Source organism: Thermococcus celer Vu 13 = JCM 8558 (assembly GCF_002214365.1).
Taxonomy (GTDB): Archaea; Methanobacteriota_B; Thermococci; order Thermococcales; family Thermococcaceae; genus Thermococcus; species Thermococcus celer.
Genome location: NZ_CP014854.1, coordinates 1,213,274 through 1,228,446, shown reverse-complemented (window position 1 = coordinate 1,228,446; position 15,173 = coordinate 1,213,274). Strand labels below are relative to the sequence as shown.

Genomic DNA, 15,173 nt, shown 5'->3' with positions numbered 1-15,173 from the left:
CGAAACTTAAATAAATGGGATTGATGAATAAGACTTGACAAACCTAAGGAGGCAGAGAAGATGATCGAGATTCGTTTTCACGGTAGGGGTGGACAGGGCGCAGTTACTGCCGCCAACATACTGGCCTCAGCCGCTTTCCTTGAGGGCAAGTACGTCCAGGCGTTCCCGTTCTTCGGCGTTGAGAGGCGTGGAGCGCCGGTTACCGCCTTCACCAGGATCGACGAGAAACCTATCAGGATAAAGACCCAGATCTACGAGCCTGACATAGTGGTCGTTCTCGACCCGAGCCTCCTCGAGACGGTTGACGTTACCGCCGGTCTCAAGGAGGGCGGAATCGTTATCGTCAACACGGAGAAGAGCAAGGACGAGGTTCTCGCCAGCCTCAAGAAGAAGCCGGCCAAGCTGGCCCTCGTGGACGCCACCACGATAGCCCTCGACGTCCTCGGACTGCCCATCACCAACACGGCCATCCTCGGTGCGGTTGCAAAGGCCACGGGTATCGTTACCCTCGAGCACGTCCAGAAGGCAATCAAGGACGTCTTCTCAGGAAGCCTCGGCGAGAAGAATGCCAAGGCCGCAGAGGAAGCCTTCAACAAGACCACCATCTACGAGCTCTGATTCTCTTTCCTTCATAATCCTTTCAGGGGTGAAAAGCGTGAACACGTTGTTTGGTGAAAAGAAGGAAGGGGCAACCAAAATCGTCCTCAAATCCGTGGACGAGTATCCGGAGGCCCCCGTAACGATGGGAACGACGCTCTCCAACTTCACGGGCGACTGGAGAACCTTCATGCCGGTCGTCAACGACGACAAGTGCGTTAAGTGCTACATCTGCTGGAAGTTCTGCCCCGAGCCGGCCATATACATCCGCGAGGACGGGTACGTGAGCATTGACTACGATTACTGTAAGGGCTGTGGCATCTGCGCGAACGAGTGCCCGGTCGATGCCATAACAATGGAGAAGGAGGAGAAGTGAGATGGCGGAGTACAAACCCATTAGAAAGGTTGTGAGCGGTAACTACGCCGCCGCCTACGCCGCCAAGCACGCCCGCGTTCAGGTCGTCGCCGCTTACCCGATCACGCCCCAGACGAGCATCATCGAGAAGATAGCCGAGTTCATAGCCAACGGTGAGGTGGAGAACCTCCAGTACGTTCCCGTTGAGAGCGAGCACTCCGCCATGGCCGCCTGTATAGGCGCGAGCGCGGCCGGGGCAAGGGTCTTCACCGCCACCGCCGCCCAGGGCCTGGCTTTAATGCACGAGATGCTCCACTGGGCCAGTGGTGCGAGGCTTCCTATAGTCATGGTCAACGCCAACCGTGCCCTCGCCCCGCCGTGGAGCGTGTGGGACGAGCAGACAGACAGCCTCGCCCAGAGGGACACGGGCTGGATGCAGTTCTACGCCGAGAACAACCAGGAAGTGTACGACGGCGTCCTCATGGCGTTCAAGGTGGCCGAGACCGTCAACCTGCCGGCGATGGTCATTGAGAGCGCCTTCATACTGAGCCACACCTACGACGTCGTTGAGATGATCCCACAGGAGCTCGTCGACGAGTTCCTCCCGCCGAGGGAGCCACTCTACGACTTAACGGACTTCGAGAAGTCCTTCTCGGTGGGCGCGCTCGCAACACCCGCCGACTACTACGAGTTCCGCTACAAGGAGCAGAAGGCCATGGAGGAGGCCAAGGAGGTCATCCGCGAGGTCGGTAAGGAGTTCGGCGAGCGCTTTGGACGGGACTACAGCGGCATGATAGAGCCCTACCGCGTGGAGGATGCGGACTTCGTCTTCATGGGCATGGGCTCGCTCATGGGAACCGTCAAGCAGGCCGTCGACATCCTCCGCGACGAGGGTTACAGGGTCGGCGCCCTCAAGGTGCGCTGGTTCAGGCCCTTCCCGAAGGAGGAGCTCTACGAGTTCGCCAAGGAGGTCGGTGGCATAGCGGTCATAGACAGGAACTACTCCTTTGGTATGGAGGGCATACTCTTCACGGAAGCGAAGGGAGCGCTCTACAACACCGGCGCGAGGCCCCTCATGAAGGACTACATCGTTGGCCTCGGGGGAAGGGACTTCACCGTCAACGACGTCAGGAAGATAGCCGAGAACATGAAGACCATCATGGGTAAGGGAGAGCTCGATGTAGAGGTGGACTGGTACCACCTTAAGAGGTGAGAAGGATGGAGATCCCCGAGAACGTTAAGAAGAGGCTGAGCATCCCCGCAGAGGAACACTTCTACGCGGGCCACACCGCCTGCCAGGGCTGTGGGGCCGCCCTTGGACTGCGCTACGTCCTCAAGGCTTATGGGAAGAAGACCATCTTCACCATCCCGGCGTGCTGTTCAACGATAATCGCAGGTGCATGGCCCTACAACACCCTCGACGCCAACCTGTTCCACACCGCCTTCGCCACCACGGGAGCGGTCATGGGAGGTATAGAGGCGGCCCTCAAGGCGAGGGGGTTCAAGGTCAAGGGTGAGGACGGAGTAATGGTCGTCGGATGGGCCGGCGACGGCGGTACAGCCGACATAGGTCTCCAGGCGCTCAGCGGCTTCCTCGAGAGGGGCCACGACGCGGTTTACATAATGTACGACAACGAGGCCTACATGAACACGGGAATCCAGAGGTCCGGTTCAACCCCCTACGGAGCCTGGACCACCAACACCCCCGGTGGAAAGAAGCACTTCCTCGAGAAGAGGCACAAGAAGAAGGTCATAGACATAGTTATAGCCCACGAGGTTCCCTACGCCGCAACGGCGAGCGTGGCGTATCCGGAGGACTTCATAAGGAAGCTCAAGAAGGCCAGGAAGATTCCGGGGCCGAGCTTCATCCAGCTCTTCGCTCCGTGCCCGACGGGCTGGCGCTCACCGACGGACAAGAGCATCGAGATAGCGAGGCTCGCCGTCCAGACCGCCTACTTCCCGCTCTTCGAGTACGAGAACGGAAAGTACAGGATCAACATGCCGTCGACGAAGAAGGAGCCGAAGCCCATCGAGGAGTTCCTCAAGTACCAGGGCAGGTTCAAGTACATGACGAAGGAGGACATCGAGGTTCTCCAGGAGTGGGTCCTCCACGAGTGGGAGAAGCTCAAGAAGCTGGCCGAGGTCTTCGGCTGAGCTTTCATCTTTGCCCCAAAGATTTAAGTTTGAGTCTGATAACTCACCCGAGGTGATATACATGGCCGAGAGTCCGTTTAAGGCCGATATTGAGAGGGTTCAGAAGGAGTATAGCGAAAAGATGACCCCCGGAGCGATAGCCAAGATACCCGGAAGCAGCGTCGTGAACAAGACCGGTTCCTGGCGCGTCTTCATGCCCGACTTCAACAGGGACAAGTGCGTTAGGTGCTACCTCTGCTACATCTACTGCCCGGAGCCGGCAATATACCTCGACGAGGAGAACTACCCGACCTTTGACTACGACTACTGTAAGGGCTGCGGCATCTGCGCGAACGAGTGCCCGGTCGATGCCATAGTGATGGTTAGGGAGAGCAAGTGAGGTGGTGAAAATGCCGGTTAGAAAGGTTATGAAGGCCAACGAAGCCGCCGCATGGGCGGCCAGGCTCGCCAAACCGAAGGTCATAGCGGCGTTTCCGATTACCCCGTCCACGCTGGTCCCCGAGAAGATCAGCGAGTTCGTGGCGAACGGAGAGCTCGACGCGGAGTTCATCAAGGTCGAGAGCGAGCACTCCGCCATTTCCGCGTGCGTCGGTGCCTCGGCGGCCGGGGTTAGGACCTTTACCGCGACTGCCTCCCAGGGTCTGGCTTTGATGCACGAGATACTCTTCATAGCGGCGGGAATGCGCCTTCCCATCGTCGTGGCCGTCGGAAACCGCTCCCTGTCGGCTCCGATTAACATCTGGAACGACTGGCAGGACAGCATAAGCGAGAGGGACACCGGCTGGCTCCAGTTCTACGCCGAGAACAACCAGGAGGCCCTGGACCTCATCCTGATAGCCTTCAAGGTCGCCGAGGACGAGCGCGTTCTCCTCCCCGCCATGGTCGGCTTCGACGCCTTCATCCTGACCCACACGGTCGAGCCCGTCGAGATACCCGACCAGGAGGCGGTTGACGAGTTCCTCGGCGAGTACGTTCCGAAGCACGCCTACCTCGACCCGGCGAAGCCGATAACCCAGGGCACCCTCGCCTTCCCGGCCCACTACATGGAAGCCAGATACACCGTCTGGGAGGCCAACGAGAACGCCAAGAAGGTCATCGACGAGGTATTCGCTGAGTTCGAGAAGAGGTTCGGCAGGAAGTATCAGAAGATAGAGGAGTACAGGACGGACGATGCCGAAATAATCCTCGTCACCATGGGCTCCCTCGCTGGAACCGTCAAGGAGTACGTCGACCACCTCAGGGAGAAGGGAGTAAAGGTCGGCGCCGCGAAGCTCACCGTCTACAGGCCGTTCCCGACGGAGGAGGTCAGGGAACTCGCGAAGAAGGCAAAGGTTCTCGCCCTGCTCGAGAAGAACGTCACCTTCAGCGTTGGTGGCGCCCTCTTCCAGGACTTCAGCAGGGCCCTGATAAACGAGAGCGAGAAGCCCAGGATAGTAGACTTCATCCTCGGCCTCGGTGGCAGGGACGTCACCTTCAGGGACCTCGACGAGGTCATGGATATCTCAAAGAGGGCCCTCGCCGGAGAGGAGTTTGACGAGGTCAACTGGATAGGACTTAGGAAGGAGGTACTGTGAGGTGAGGAAGATGGCCGTTAGGAAACCCCCCATCACCACTCGCGAGTACTGGGCCCCGGGACACGCCGCCTGCGCCGGTTGTGGCTGTGCCGTTGCCCTCAAGCTCGGTACCAAGGCCTTTAGTGAGGCCATGGAGGAGAAGTACGGAGATCCGAACGCCTTCGCCATAGCCCAGGCGACCGGATGTATGGAGGTCGTCTCAGCCGTCTTCCCGTACACCGCCTGGAAGGCTCCCTGGGTTCACGTGGCCTTCGAGAACGCGGCGGCCGCCGCGAGCGGTGTCGAGGCCGCCTGGAAGAAGCTCGGGAGGAAGGGCAAGATACTGGCGATAGGCGGCGACGGCGGTACCGCCGACATCGGTATGCAGGCCCTGAGCGGTATGCTGGAGCGCTGGCACAACGTGGTTTACCTTATGTACGACAACGAGGCCTACATGAACACGGGAATCCAGAGGTCGAGCTCCACCCCCTACGGAGCCTGGACGACCACTTCTCCGCCCGGCAAGTACTCCATCGGTGAGGACAAGCCCAAGAAGTGGGTGGCCCTCATCGCCGCGGCCCACCAGATACCCTACGTTGCCACCGCCAGCGTCGGCAACCCCTACGATTACATCAGGAAGATGAAGAAGGCCGCCAAGGTGGACGGTCCGGCCTTCATCCAGGTCCAGTGTACCTGTGTTCCGGGCTGGCGCGTTCCGCCCGAGAAGAGCATCGAGGTCACGAGGCTCGCCATCGAGACCGGTATGTGGCCGCTCTTCGAGATAGAGAACGGCGACTTCCACAACATCAAGATACAGCCGCCCGGAGGAGGGGCGAAGGTCAAGCGCGAGGGAGGAAGGGTAGTCGCCATCGAGTTCAAGAAGCCCGTGGAGGAGTACCTCAAGCTCCAGGGCAGGTTCAAGCACCTCTTCAAGAGGCCCGAGGCCATCGACCAGCTCCGCGAGCAGATAAAGGCCACCTGGAAGGTCCTCGGCGTTGACGTCACCCTCCCGAAGCCGGAGGAGTAATCCCCAACTTTTTTCCATTTTCCGAACGGACTTTTACCCATATCTGTCCAGAGATGTCATACTTCTGGGCAAAGCTTTTAAGCGCTCCGTGGAACCCAACCCAGAGGTGATTAAAGATGACCATCAAGGCTCCCACACTCAACGTGGCAGGATTGGGCGCTGATCCGCTCGCCCAGAGGATAAGCGAGAAGCAGACGAAGTGGAAATACAAGATAGCCGTCTTGAGCGGCAAGGGTGGCGTCGGCAAGAGCACCGTCGCGGTCAACCTCGCGGCGGCCCTGGCGAAGAAGGGCTACTTCGTCGGTGTGCTCGACGCCGACATACACGGCCCCAACGTGGCGAAGATGCTGGGCGTCGATAGGGCGGAGGTTCTCGCGGAAAAGCGCGAGGACGGCGGCTTCGAGATGATACCCCCCATGAACGATTTCATGGGCCAGACGACGCCGATAAAGGTAATGAGCATGGGCTTCCTGGTGCCCGAGGACCAGCCCATCATCTGGCGCGGCTCGCTCGTTACCAAGGCGATAAAACAGCTCCTCGGCGACGTGAAGTGGGGCGAGCTCGACTTCATGATAATCGACTTCCCACCCGGAACCGGTGACGAGATACTCACGGTGACGCAGTCGTTACAGCTCGACGCGGCCATAATAGTCACGACACCGCAGGAGGTGGCGCTTCTCGACACGGGCAAGGCAGTCAACATGATGAAGAAGATGGAAGTGCCGTACATAGCGGTCGTTGAGAACATGAGCTACCTGATCTGCCCGCACTGCGGCAACGAGATAGACCTCTTCGGCAGGGGCGGCGGTAGGAAGCTCGCCGAGAAGGAGGGTGTTGACTTCCTCGGTGAGATACCCATAGACCTCAAGGCCAGGGAGGCGAGCGACGCGGGTATTCCGATAGTCCTCTACGGGGACACCGTTGCAGCTAAGGCCTTTGTGGGGATAGTGGACAAGCTCGTGAAGAAACTCGGGGAAATGAAGGGGGAGAGCTCCGAATCCGAGTGATCTTCTATCTCTTATGCCATCGACCGGCACGGTCCTCCTCTGGGCCGCGCTGCATTAACTTTTTAACCACTTTCGGGTATCCAACCCGAGAGGGAGAGCATGAAACGGGCCCTCGTTCTACTCACACTCGTCTTCATTACGCTCCTCCCGCCGGTCTCCGCGGGCGGACTAACCTATTATCCCAATCAAAGTGCGTTTCAGGCGTTTCTTCACTCTAATTCCTCTTACACGGTTATCGCCGGCAACGATGACTGGGCGAGGGGCTGGGCCTATTATATCGACGAGAGGCTCCACACGGTAAAACCCCGCGGAAAAGGAACGATCGTCCTCGTGGGCAACGTCCGCGACAACCCAGAGATGGCGAAGGTCTGGGCCCGAACGGGCCTCCCCGAAAACGCCTCCCTCCTTCCCTCCATAGTCGTCCTCAACGACACCGTGCTGGTAACGGGGTCTGAAGATAACGTCTACCTCACGGAAAGGGCCTTTGAAGGGCTCTGGAATCCACCGGAGGTCTCCAGGATCGCCTTTTTATTCGTTGCCCTCGCGGTGTTCTTGATCCTTCTCCTTCACCTGAGCCGCGATGGGGGTCACGCCGGGAGCTTCTACCTCCTCTCCTCCTCCCTCCTCGGCCTCTGGTACCTCACCGCGGAAAAACCCCTGCCAACCGACGCGTTCCTGCGTCACTTCCTTGAGGGGCTGAAGTTCGCCGCCGGGGGGTCTCCATCCTCTCCCCTGGGTGCGGTACTGGGAGTCCTCTTCAAGGTCATGCCCCCGATCGAGGAGAACCTGGTGTTCTTTCACTGGGTCCTGATCCTCCTGATGGCCTCCTTTTCCTTCTACCTCGCCCCAAAACGGGCGCGAGAACTGGGCCTCCTGGTGTTTGGACTCATCTTCGTTTCCCCCACCTTCAGGGAAAGCCTGCATCACATCAACGGCACCGCCCCCGGTCTCGCAACCCTCACCGTAACCCTCGCGGTAATAAGCAACGTGACGTTCTCGCCTGAGAGGTGGAAGGCCCTCCTCCAGACCCTCGTTCTCTCGGCCCTCACGCTGCTGCTGATAACGGTTAACCCCTGCATGGTTCTCGTCCCGGTGATCTTCGTCCTTACGTTCCCGAAGAGGCACCTCAGGAACTACGCCTACCTGTTGATAACCGGTGTTGGGGTCTTCCTGCTCTACACCCGCTTCGGCCTCCCGGCGGAAATACCCAGGGGTTTAGCCCCCGACGGATGGGGGTACCTGGGAAGGTTCCTCTTCGAGAACCTCCTCGCGCTGACCGCGATAACTTACGTGGCCCTGAACGGCCGGAGAAGAATAAGGATGAGGGGGCAGACGGCCTTCCTCCTTCTGATGACGGCGGTTTACCCGCCGATGGCCCTCTTCGTGCCAGCGCTGTTCTCCTACTGCTTCATACTGCTGGCCGGGCTCACCGTCAGGTTGATATACGGCTTTACCCCCGGAACTTGACCGCACCGATTACGGTCCCCTTGAGGTGAGGGCCTATCTCCTTGATTATGCCCGGCGCCTGGGTTCCCCTCTTGAGCACCAGAAGGGTCTCCATGAGGCCAAGCTCCTCAATCCGCTTCACGTCCCGGCCGTGGCCCGTTTTGATAAGCGCTTTTTCCACGTTCTCGCTTATCGTTCCCGCGATGAAGAGCTTGTCGTGGCCATCGTTCATCCAGCCCTTTATCCTCCTCAGCTGGGCGTCGCTGAAGGCCACCTCGACCTCCCTGGCACCGAACTCGACGTCCGTAACGGTGACCTCAACGGGCAGGTTATCGACCCAGCCGAAGGTCCTTATCATCTGCCTAACGGGTGTCTCCCCAAATACCCCCTTGAGGTAGCGGAGGGGCAGGAGGGCGTCCTTTGGCCTGGGCGTGAATATCCCTACGTCCACGTAGGCGCCGTAGCCAACCTTACCGAGGTCTATGAAGCGCCCGCGGTAGGTTTCACCTTCCTCCACGGCGCTCAGCTTGTAGGGAACCTCCCCGAACTCCTCGCGCACGACGTTGGCGCTTATCTCCTCGTCCTCCCCCTTCAGGGAAACCTTGACCCAGTTCTTCTTCACGGCGGAGAGCTTCCACTCCACCTCAAGGTCCCCGAGGAGGGCTTTGAGCTTCTTGTCGAGCTTGAGAAAACCGCTTCTGTCACCGTAAACCTTCTCGAGAATAACCACTTCCTGCATTCCAACCATCCCCGAAGTTCACTTAAACGACCGTTCAAAACATCACTTCTTCTTTTTGGGCTTCTTCCGAAGGCCCAGCTCGATCTCGAGCTCCTCTATGCGCCTCTTGAGCTCCTCCACGACGGCGGTGTTGTCGTACTGCATGAGCATTCTGCCGCATATGGGACACTGGAACTCGTACTCCATGGCCTCGTCGAAGGTCAGCTTCGGATGCCCCGGCGTGCCGCAGTGGTAGTAGACCTCGCTCGTCTCTTCCTCAAGCATCTCCCTGAGCTTCTTCAGCTCGGCCATCTTCTTTGCCCTTATGATCTCGGGCAGACGCTTGGTCTCGAGGTGCCAGTAGTAGTAATACCAGCCCGTTTCCTTGTCGCGGATGCGTTTGAACTCTGCCAGTCCCTGGTCGTAGAGCATGTAGAGAACCTTTCTGACGGTGTTGACCCTGATCCCGGTCATCTCGGCGAGCTCCTCATCGGTGGACTCCTTTTTCTTTTCGAGGGCCTTGATTACCTCAACGGCCTCCTCTCCGCCCATGTCCATTGCGAGTTCAAGGAGCTCCTTGTTCTTCTTTCTCGCCACGATGAACGACCTCCATGAGAATATTCAATCTGCTGGTTTTAGCGCGTAAGTACCGTCGATAATAGGATTTGTGGGTTAAACTATATATAGGTTTTTGTCACTTTTCCAACGCCGATGAACAGAAAAGAACGTTGAATGGATCAATCGGTGAAGTACTCATCGAGGAGCTCCTTAGCCGAGGGTTTGTACAGCTCCAGAACATCTATCTTCTCGATGACGTTGCCCTCCCTAAGATGAAGCTTGACCTTCCCGCCGTAGACCTGAAGGTCATCGAGCATGCCGTAGATGGCGTCCTCCGCCTCGAGCGGGGTCTTGAATTTCATTATGTACTCCTCACCATCCGACAGAATGAGCTTGACCCAGTACTCGTTCTTCCTCTTGAAGGGACGCGTGATCTTCGGTTTGAAGTTGTCGATTACGATTTCCAAGCGCTTCACCTCCAGTCCAAAGACTCTTCGGCCTCCCTAAGGCTTTTAGGATGTGGATTTTTAAGGTTTCCTAAAGGATCATTAGGAAGGGTTGTGCCTACTATTATTTAAACTTTGTGAAAAGGCGGCTTTACAGGATTTATGAACTTTTCCGGAAGGAAGGTCTGGGGATACGAAATTAAAGGCAGACGGTGTGGTTACAGTTCCTTGAAGGGCAGTTCGATGCCGTTCTCCCGGGCAACTTCCATGGCCTTCTCCAGCGGGACGATGGCGCTTCTGGCGCCGACCTTCTGGACGGTGAGGTAGGCCAGCACCATGCCCAGCCTGGCGGCATCCTCGAGCGACCAGCCGTTTAGAATCCCGTAGATGACGCCCGCATCGAAGGAATCTCCGGCCCCGGTTGAATCCACAACGCGGGCGCTCAGCCCCCTTATCTCGTGAACGTTTCCGTTCTCGTCCCTCACCAGGGCCCCGCCGCCGTTCAGCGTTACCACGAGGTTTCTGGCCCGGGAAAGCGAGAGGTCGAGGGAGCCGAACTTCCTCCGGTACTCGTCCTCGTTCATCATGAGGTAGTCAACCCGCTCCTCTATCTCCCCCGGGAGCTCTGCCTCTCCTATGTCGAGGGAGACGGTTATACCCCTCTCATTCGCGAAGTTCACCACCCTCTCTATTATTGCGTGGGGGTTGGATGAGAGGTGAACGTGTCTTGCCCTGGAGATGTAACCTGGATCCACCTCCTTCATCAGGTTGGCGCCGGGGTACTTTACTATCCTCTTGTCCTCACCGTGCACCATCGCCACGGCCACGCCCGAGGGGACGTCAACGACTTTTATTCCGCCGGTGTCCACGCCGAGCTTCCTGAAGTACGCCAGGTGTGCCCCCCCTATCTCGTCCCGACCAACGGCTCCGATGTAACCGGTTCTCAAACCGAATGTCGCCAGCCAGCTTATCGTGTTCGCCGCGGCACCACCTAATCCGAAGAAGGCCTCCCCCGCGTTGACCTTCTCGTGAAACTCCGGGAAGTGATCCACCAGCATTATGATGTCGTAGTTGAGGTTTCCGATTCCCACAACGTCCAACCCGACCACGCTTTCACCCCGAAGTTGACGATACGCGTACGTTGTTAATAACCTTTGGGAAACGGGGGAAAGATTTAAATATCCATTTCTACCCACATATGAGTAAGAGGTGAACAAAAATGATGTTCATACTGGAGGCCTACTTCAAGAACTACCCGGCCAGAAGGAAGGTGGCGGAGTTTCTCTTCGAGAACGGCCTCAGTGTGAAGAACGGTAAGATATATCTACGGAACGTGGAGGTGCCCATAAGCGAGCTCGCCCGCGTTGTGGGCGTCAACCGGAAGATAGTTTATCATACGATAGAGTACATCGAGAAGACCTATCCCCTCAAGCTAATCTTCGAAAAGCTCAATCCCCTGCCCAGCCTTATCGACGTCGCACCCCTTATGGGATGGGAGGTTCTGGAGATAGAGCTCGATAAGGGGGAGTACCTGAAGGGTTTTTCGCAGGTCCTCGCCCTCCTCTCGGACAACAACGTTCCTGTTATGGAGGTCTTCAGCAGGAACCTCCGCGAGGAGCCCACGAAGCTCTACGTAGTGATAGACGGAACCCTTCCCGTTGACGTCTTCATGCGCATCAAGGAGATGGAGGGGTTCAGGAGGCTCATCCTCCACACACCAGAAAAGGACAAGGAGAGGTTCGTCTGCAAGTACTGTGAGGTCAAGTACTGCCCGAAGAGGGTTCTCCTCGAGAGGCTTGAGGCTACCCCGTGACCCTAAACCCTTCCAGACCCTCCGGCTCTTCCCATTTTACCTCTACCCTCGTTACCCTGGCGGACGTTGGTCCCTGGTGCGCCCAGCCGATGAGCGTCTCAACCCTCTCGGGGTCGCCCTCGATCACCGCCTCAACCGTTCCGTCGGGCAGGTTCCTCACCCATCCGCTCAAGCCGAGCTTCCTTGCCTCCCTCTGCATGCTCCACCTGAAGCCAACCCCCTGAACGCGCCCGTGAATCCTGAGGTGGGCCCTAACCCTCTCCATGTCTCATCCCATCGATTATACCCCCACAACCGATTTAAGTTTATCCGTTGAGCTCATAAGCGGTGAGGAGCCGTGGAGATGATACTCGTCTACACGACCTTCCCCGACTGGGAGAGCGCCGAGCGGATAGTGAAGGCCCTCCTCGAGAGAAAGCTAATCGCCTGCGCCAACCTCAGGGAGCACAGGGCCCTTTACTCCTGGGAGGGGAAGATAGAGGATGACAGAGAAGTCGGCGCCATCCTGAAAACGAGCGTGGAGAAGTGGAAGGAACTGCGGGAGGTCATAAAGGAGATGCACCCCTACGAGGCCCCGTTGATAGCCCGCATCGAGGTCGATAGGGTGAACCGGGAGTACGCGGAGTGGCTCGAGAAGGTGCTCTCATGATAAGGAAGGTCAAGCCACAGATAAGGACGGTCGGTTTTGACGACGGAACCTTCTCCTTTTCTTCCAAGCTCAGCAGGGGTAGGACCATCCTCATCGGTGTTGTCATGAAGGGTTCTCAGGAAGTCGTGGGGGTTCTCTCCCGCTGGATAACCGTCGACGGAAACGACGCCACAGACGCGATGATAGAAGCGGTTAACTCCTCCCGCTTCAAGGACCTCAGGGTGATCCTCTTAAAGGGGATAACCTACGCCGGTTTCAACGTCGTCGACCTCGAGAGAGTCCACTCGGAGACGGGGTTGCCGGTGATAGTCGTGGTGAGGAAGAGGCCGGACGTCGGAGCCATGGAGAGCGCGTTGAGAAAGCACTTCGACGATGCCGATGAGAGGATAGACCTCCTCGGAAAGGCACCCCCTCTTACGGAGCTCATCCCCGGAAAACTCTACATCCAGGCGGTCGGAATCGATGAGGGAAAGGCCGCGGAGGTCATCAGGGTCACGACCCGGACCGGCCTCATCCCGGAGCCCCTCAGGCTGGCGCACATGGTGGCGAGCGCGGTTATGACCGGAGAGAGCACCAGGGAGTAGGTTTATAAGTCCGGAAGAAAAGGGAAAAACGACCGATGATGGCAACAGGGTAGCTACCGAACTTGATGTGGAAGCCGTTCCAGTCTGAGGTCTCAATCGCACGGCACGAGCAGTACCGGGACCTTTGAGTCCCTAATGACCCTCTCCGCGGTGCTTCCAAGGAGCAAATCCTTCAGAAAGCTTCTGCCCTTCTTGCCGATGACTATAAGCGTGGCGTTCTTCGCCAGGGACATCCCTATTATGGCCTGACTCGCACTGCCCACGAGGACTTCGAACCCGAGCCGTGCCTTCAGCCCCTTCGCGGACTTCTCGAGGTTGGTCTTCGCCAACGCTATGTTGTGTTCGACCTCCTCAACCCTTCCGTAGTCGACCGAGTGGACGAGGATTCCCTCCTCCACGAGCTCTTCGAACTTCTTAGCGGTCTTGATTATCTTTATCGAGCACTTTGAGAAGTCAAGAGCAATCAGAGGCCTCCTGAACATCTCGGAACACTCCACCGCGGGCTCAAACCCCTCCTCCTTTTTCCGATACTTCAGGAGAAGGACGGGTTTTCTGGTGGCCCTGGCGAGGTTTGAGGCGGTGCTCCCCACGAACATGGCCCGCCAGATGTTTTCGCCGAGGCTCGGGATGACGATGAGGTCCACGTCCTCTTCCTCGGCCACCTCGGCTATCTCCATCGATGGAATCCCTATCCTGACCACGGGGTTCACGTTCACACCCCTGCCCCTGAGCTCATCGGCCAGCTTCTCGAGCTTCCCGCGGTAGATGTCCTCGAGCTCAAAGGCCTCGAACTCCGCGATGGTTATGTCGATAACGTGAACCAGGTGAAGCTCCTTAACCCCAAGCGAGATGAGCCCCGGAACGCAGGTGCGCAGTGCGTGCAGGGAGACCTCCGAAAAGTCGGTCGGGTACAAAATTTTCTCAAACATCATGAACACCCCGGTATTAATTTGGACTTGATGTTTATTACAGTTGCCCACGTGTTGGAAAGGGTTATAACGTTCAGAACCAACCCTTAACGGTGATGGCCATGGTCAAGAGGGTTCACATCTTCGACTGGCATAGGGAGCACGCGAAGAAGGTTGAGGAGTTCGCGGGATGGGAGATGCCCATCTGGTACTCGAGCATAAAGGAGGAGCACCTTGCGGTAAGAAACGGCGTCGGGATCTTCGACGTCTCCCACATGGGGGAGTTCATCTTCAGGGGTAAAGACGCGCTGAAGTTCCTCCAGTACGTCACGACGAACGATATAAGCAAGCCGCCGGCGATAAGCGGAACCTACACGCTCGTCCTCAATGAGAGAGGCGCCGTAAAGGACGAAACCCTCGTCTTCAACATGGGGAACGACACCTACATGATGGTCTGCGACAGCGACGCCTTTGAGAAGCTCGAGGCTTGGTTCAAGGCCATAAAAGGTGCCATAGAGAAGTTCGGCGAGCTCGACCTCGAGATAGAGAACAAGACCTACGACATGGCGATGTTCTCCGTCCAGGGGCCCAGGGCGAGGGACCTGGCGAAGGAGCTCTTCGGCATCGACATCAACGACCTCTGGTGGTTCCAGGCGAAGGAGGTCGAGCTCGACGGGATAAAGATGCTCCTCTCGAGAAGCGGCTACACCGGCGAGAACGGCTGGGAGGTCTACTTCGAGGACGCCAGCCCCTACCACCCGGATCCGGCGAAGAGGGGCAAGCCAGAGAAGGCGCTGCACGTCTGGGAGACCATCCTTGAAGCCGGGGAGAAGTACGGCATAAAGCCGGCGGGACTCGGCGCCAGGGATACGCTCCGCCTCGAGGCAGGTTACACGCTCTACGGCAACGAGACGAAGGAGCTCCAGCTCCTCAGTACGGACGTCGATGAGGTCACACCGCTCCAGGCCAACCTCGACTTCGCCCTCTTCTGGGACAAGGAGTTCATAGGAAAGGAAGCACTGCTGAAGCAGAGGGAGAGGGGCCTCGGGAGGAAGATGGTGCACTTCAAGATGGTAGACAGGGGGATCCCAAGGGAGGGCTACCGCGTCCTGGCGAACGGCGAGGTCATCGGTGAGGTGACCAGCGGAACGCTCTCGCCGCTCCTCGGCATCGGCATCGGGATAGCCTTCGTGGAGGAGGAGTACGCAAAGCCGGGCGTTGAAGTTGAGGTGGAGATAAGGGGCAAGCCGAAGAGGGCCGTAACCGTTACCCCGCCCTTCTACGACCCCAAGAGGTACGGTGCCTTCAGGGAGGAGTGAGCTCCCAAATCTTTTTATTTCCACGACCCTTTCCCCTAT

Annotated in this window: 19 protein-coding genes; 13 read left to right on the top strand and 6 right to left on the bottom strand. The window is 58.0% G+C overall.

Annotation, left to right across the window (positions count from 1 at the left end):
* The first annotated feature begins 60 nt into the window (after positions 1-60).
* From A3L02_RS06870 to A3L02_RS06830, 9 genes are all read left to right on the top strand, one after another.
* Entirely contained in the window at positions 61-618 is a 558-nt protein-coding gene (locus A3L02_RS06870) for a pyruvate/ketoisovalerate ferredoxin oxidoreductase subunit gamma (RefSeq protein ID WP_088863226.1), read from the top strand.
* 37 nt (positions 619-655) lie between these two features.
* The gene (locus A3L02_RS06865; RefSeq protein ID WP_088863225.1) at positions 656-973 is read left to right on the top strand and encodes a 3-methyl-2-oxobutanoate dehydrogenase subunit delta; all 318 of its coding nucleotides are present in this window, start codon (positions 656-658) and stop codon (positions 971-973) included.
* 1 nt (position 974) lies between these two features.
* Positions 975-2,165, top strand: a complete 1,191-nt coding sequence (gene porA, locus A3L02_RS06860) for a pyruvate ferredoxin oxidoreductase (protein WP_088863224.1) — start codon at positions 975-977, stop codon at positions 2,163-2,165.
* Positions 2,166-2,170: 5 nt separating this feature from the next.
* On the top strand, positions 2,171-3,106 hold the full coding sequence (locus A3L02_RS06855; RefSeq protein WP_088863223.1) for a 3-methyl-2-oxobutanoate dehydrogenase subunit beta: 936 nt from the start codon (positions 2,171-2,173) through the stop codon (positions 3,104-3,106).
* 61 nt (positions 3,107-3,167) lie between these two features.
* Positions 3,168-3,485: a pyruvate synthase subunit PorD gene (gene porD, locus A3L02_RS06850; RefSeq protein ID WP_054834336.1), complete on the top strand. Its 318-nt coding sequence runs from the start codon at positions 3,168-3,170 to the stop codon at positions 3,483-3,485.
* A 10-nt stretch (positions 3,486-3,495) separates the two neighbouring features.
* Positions 3,496-4,680 (top strand): pyruvate synthase subunit PorA, encoded by a 1,185-nt coding sequence (gene porA / locus A3L02_RS06845; RefSeq protein ID WP_088863222.1) that lies wholly within the window; start codon positions 3,496-3,498, stop codon positions 4,678-4,680.
* 10 nt (positions 4,681-4,690) lie between these two features.
* The gene (porB, locus tag A3L02_RS06840) at positions 4,691-5,686 is read left to right on the top strand and encodes a pyruvate synthase subunit PorB (RefSeq protein WP_088863221.1); all 996 of its coding nucleotides are present in this window, start codon (positions 4,691-4,693) and stop codon (positions 5,684-5,686) included.
* 116 nt (positions 5,687-5,802) lie between these two features.
* Positions 5,803-6,693, top strand: a complete 891-nt coding sequence (locus A3L02_RS06835) for an Mrp/NBP35 family ATP-binding protein (protein ID WP_088863220.1) — start codon at positions 5,803-5,805, stop codon at positions 6,691-6,693.
* Positions 6,694-6,792: 99 nt separating this feature from the next.
* Positions 6,793-8,160 carry a hypothetical protein gene (locus A3L02_RS06830; RefSeq protein WP_088863219.1) on the top strand — a complete coding sequence of 456 codons (1,368 nt, stop codon included), beginning with the start codon at positions 6,793-6,795 and terminating at the stop codon, positions 8,158-8,160.
* On the opposite strand, the gene A3L02_RS06825 is transcribed toward A3L02_RS06830, so the two are convergent.
* From A3L02_RS06825 to A3L02_RS06810, 4 genes are all read right to left on the bottom strand, one after another.
* On the bottom strand, positions 8,144-8,878 hold the full coding sequence (locus A3L02_RS06825; protein WP_088863218.1) for a DUF2110 family protein: 735 nt from the start codon (positions 8,876-8,878) through the stop codon (positions 8,144-8,146). The genes A3L02_RS06830 and A3L02_RS06825 overlap by 17 nt on opposite strands.
* A 42-nt stretch (positions 8,879-8,920) precedes the next feature.
* Positions 8,921-9,454: a transcription factor E gene (tfe, locus tag A3L02_RS06820; protein WP_088863217.1), complete on the bottom strand. Its 534-nt coding sequence runs from the start codon at positions 9,452-9,454 to the stop codon at positions 8,921-8,923.
* A gap of 140 nt (positions 9,455-9,594) precedes the next feature.
* On the bottom strand, positions 9,595-9,882 hold the full coding sequence (locus A3L02_RS06815; RefSeq protein ID WP_088863216.1) for a hypothetical protein: 288 nt from the start codon (positions 9,880-9,882) through the stop codon (positions 9,595-9,597).
* 197 nt (positions 9,883-10,079) lie between these two features.
* Positions 10,080-10,970: an ADP-dependent ribose-1-phosphate kinase gene (locus A3L02_RS06810; protein ID WP_088863215.1), complete on the bottom strand. Its 891-nt coding sequence runs from the start codon at positions 10,968-10,970 to the stop codon at positions 10,080-10,082.
* Between the two features lie 110 nt (positions 10,971-11,080).
* On the opposite strand from A3L02_RS06810, the gene A3L02_RS06805 reads away from it, so the two are divergent.
* Positions 11,081-11,674, top strand: coding sequence for a regulator of amino acid metabolism, contains ACT domain protein (locus A3L02_RS06805; protein WP_088863214.1), 594 nt, complete (start codon positions 11,081-11,083; stop codon positions 11,672-11,674).
* Here the strand turns inward: A3L02_RS06805 and A3L02_RS06800 are convergent.
* On the bottom strand, positions 11,664-11,939 hold the full coding sequence (locus A3L02_RS06800; protein ID WP_088863213.1) for an acylphosphatase: 276 nt from the start codon (positions 11,937-11,939) through the stop codon (positions 11,664-11,666). The genes A3L02_RS06805 and A3L02_RS06800 overlap by 11 nt on opposite strands.
* Positions 11,940-12,017: 78 nt before the next feature.
* Between A3L02_RS06800 and cutA the strand changes: the two genes are divergently transcribed.
* Complete coding sequence (cutA, locus tag A3L02_RS06795; protein WP_088863852.1) at positions 12,018-12,323, top strand: divalent-cation tolerance protein CutA; 306 nt, start codon at positions 12,018-12,020, stop codon at positions 12,321-12,323.
* On the top strand, positions 12,320-12,907 hold the full coding sequence (locus tag A3L02_RS06790) for an endonuclease dU (RefSeq protein WP_088863212.1): 588 nt from the start codon (positions 12,320-12,322) through the stop codon (positions 12,905-12,907). The genes cutA and A3L02_RS06790 overlap by 4 nt, the downstream gene beginning before the upstream one ends.
* 92 nt (positions 12,908-12,999) lie before the next feature.
* On the opposite strand, the gene A3L02_RS06785 is transcribed toward A3L02_RS06790, so the two are convergent.
* A complete protein-coding gene (locus A3L02_RS06785; RefSeq protein ID WP_088863211.1) occupies positions 13,000-13,836 on the bottom strand; it encodes a universal stress protein in 837 nt (278 codons plus the stop codon).
* A 101-nt stretch (positions 13,837-13,937) separates the two neighbouring features.
* Between A3L02_RS06785 and gcvT the strand changes: the two genes are divergently transcribed.
* Positions 13,938-15,134, top strand: a complete 1,197-nt coding sequence (gene gcvT / locus A3L02_RS06780; RefSeq protein ID WP_088863210.1) for a glycine cleavage system aminomethyltransferase GcvT — start codon at positions 13,938-13,940, stop codon at positions 15,132-15,134.
* Positions 15,135-15,173: the final 39 nt, after the last annotated feature.

Bases quoted from the DNA above. Each gene is read 5' to 3' on its own strand.
- A3L02_RS06870 (WP_088863226.1), top strand. From the start codon at position 61: ATGATCGAGATTCGTTTTCACGGTAGGGGTGGACAGGGCGCAGTTACT.
- porA (WP_088863224.1), top strand. From the start codon at position 975: ATGGCGGAGTACAAACCCATTAGAAAGGTTGTGAGCGGTAACTACGCC.
- A3L02_RS06855 (WP_088863223.1), top strand. From the start codon at position 2,171: ATGGAGATCCCCGAGAACGTTAAGAAGAGGCTGAGCATCCCCGCAGAG.
- porD (WP_054834336.1), top strand. From the start codon at position 3,168: ATGGCCGAGAGTCCGTTTAAGGCCGATATTGAGAGGGTTCAGAAGGAG.
- porA (WP_088863222.1), top strand. From the start codon at position 3,496: ATGCCGGTTAGAAAGGTTATGAAGGCCAACGAAGCCGCCGCATGGGCG.
- porB (WP_088863221.1), top strand. From the start codon at position 4,691: ATGGCCGTTAGGAAACCCCCCATCACCACTCGCGAGTACTGGGCCCCG.
- A3L02_RS06835 (WP_088863220.1), top strand. From the start codon at position 5,803: ATGACCATCAAGGCTCCCACACTCAACGTGGCAGGATTGGGCGCTGAT.
- A3L02_RS06830 (WP_088863219.1), top strand. From the start codon at position 6,793: ATGAAACGGGCCCTCGTTCTACTCACACTCGTCTTCATTACGCTCCTC.
- A3L02_RS06825 (WP_088863218.1), bottom strand. From the start codon at position 8,878: ATGCAGGAAGTGGTTATTCTCGAGAAGGTTTACGGTGACAGAAGCGGT.
- A3L02_RS06805 (WP_088863214.1), top strand. From the start codon at position 11,081: ATGATGTTCATACTGGAGGCCTACTTCAAGAACTACCCGGCCAGAAGG.
- A3L02_RS06800 (WP_088863213.1), bottom strand. From the start codon at position 11,939: ATGGAGAGGGTTAGGGCCCACCTCAGGATTCACGGGCGCGTTCAGGGG.
- cutA (WP_088863852.1), top strand. From the start codon at position 12,018: ATGATACTCGTCTACACGACCTTCCCCGACTGGGAGAGCGCCGAGCGG.
- A3L02_RS06790 (WP_088863212.1), top strand. From the start codon at position 12,320: ATGATAAGGAAGGTCAAGCCACAGATAAGGACGGTCGGTTTTGACGAC.
- A3L02_RS06785 (WP_088863211.1), bottom strand. From the start codon at position 13,836: ATGTTTGAGAAAATTTTGTACCCGACCGACTTTTCGGAGGTCTCCCTG.
- gcvT (WP_088863210.1), top strand. From the start codon at position 13,938: ATGGTCAAGAGGGTTCACATCTTCGACTGGCATAGGGAGCACGCGAAG.